This is a genomic window from Candidatus Albibeggiatoa sp. nov. BB20 (genome assembly GCA_016744725.1).
GTDB lineage: Bacteria > Pseudomonadota > Gammaproteobacteria > Beggiatoales > Beggiatoaceae > Albibeggiatoa.
The window spans coordinates 1-793 of sequence record JADGDW010000101.1; the positions used below are offsets into that span (position 1 = coordinate 1).

At 39.0% G+C, this 793-nt stretch carries 1 protein-coding gene; it reads left to right on the plus strand.

All coding sequences use genetic code 11. The annotated features are described in order from the left end of the window. Nucleotides 1-24 precede the first annotated feature (24 nt). Nucleotides 25-793 (plus strand): ethylbenzene dehydrogenase-related protein (locus ABXH34_RS11845; protein ID WP_353572097.1); only part of this gene is annotated, 769 nt, incomplete at its 3' end.

Genomic DNA, 793 nt, shown 5'->3' on the forward strand with positions numbered 1-793 from the left:
TAATAATACGCGAAGGGTTTGCCTATGAAAACATCAACTCAATTTTGTTTTGGTCTTTTAGCTTTATCTTCCAGTATCGTATCTGCTGCACCTGCAATGCAATTAACAGCACAAACAACTGAAAATACAATTGTTATTGACGGTCAAATTGATGATACATGGAAGCAAGCCACACCTATACGTATTGAGCTCAATGAAACGCCGTATAAACCAAGTAATGGTTATGCTGGTGTCAAGTCCACGGAAGTTGAATTACGAGCTTTGTATGATAAAGAGTTCATTTATATGCTGGTGCATTATGCTGATCCAACAGAAAGTTTACAACGTTTCCCATGGGAAAAACAACCGAATGGTACTTGGAAACAGCTTGAAAATAGAGATGATACAGGTAATGACAATACTTATTACGAAGACAAATTTGCCTTATTGTGGAACATCAACACTAGGGGGTTTAAGAAAAAAGGCTGTGACCAGTCCTGCCACATGAAGGAAGATAGTTTGGTTGATGGAATACCAGATAGTTCATCAGGTCGACATTTCACACGTAACCAAGGTGAAGTGTTAGATGCGTGGCATTGGAAATCAGCACGTACTAATCCTAATTTCCAAATGGATGACCAGTATTTTAACTCTGACCGTAAAGCACAAAACAAGAGCTGGGGTCGTCATAGTGATGTAAAAACGGGTGGTGGCTATGTTAAAAATATAAATCAAGATAAAACAGCCCCTGAATGGATGTCCAAAGAAGCGAATCCTGAAAGTGCTTACTGGATTCATGAACGCAATAAGGTCT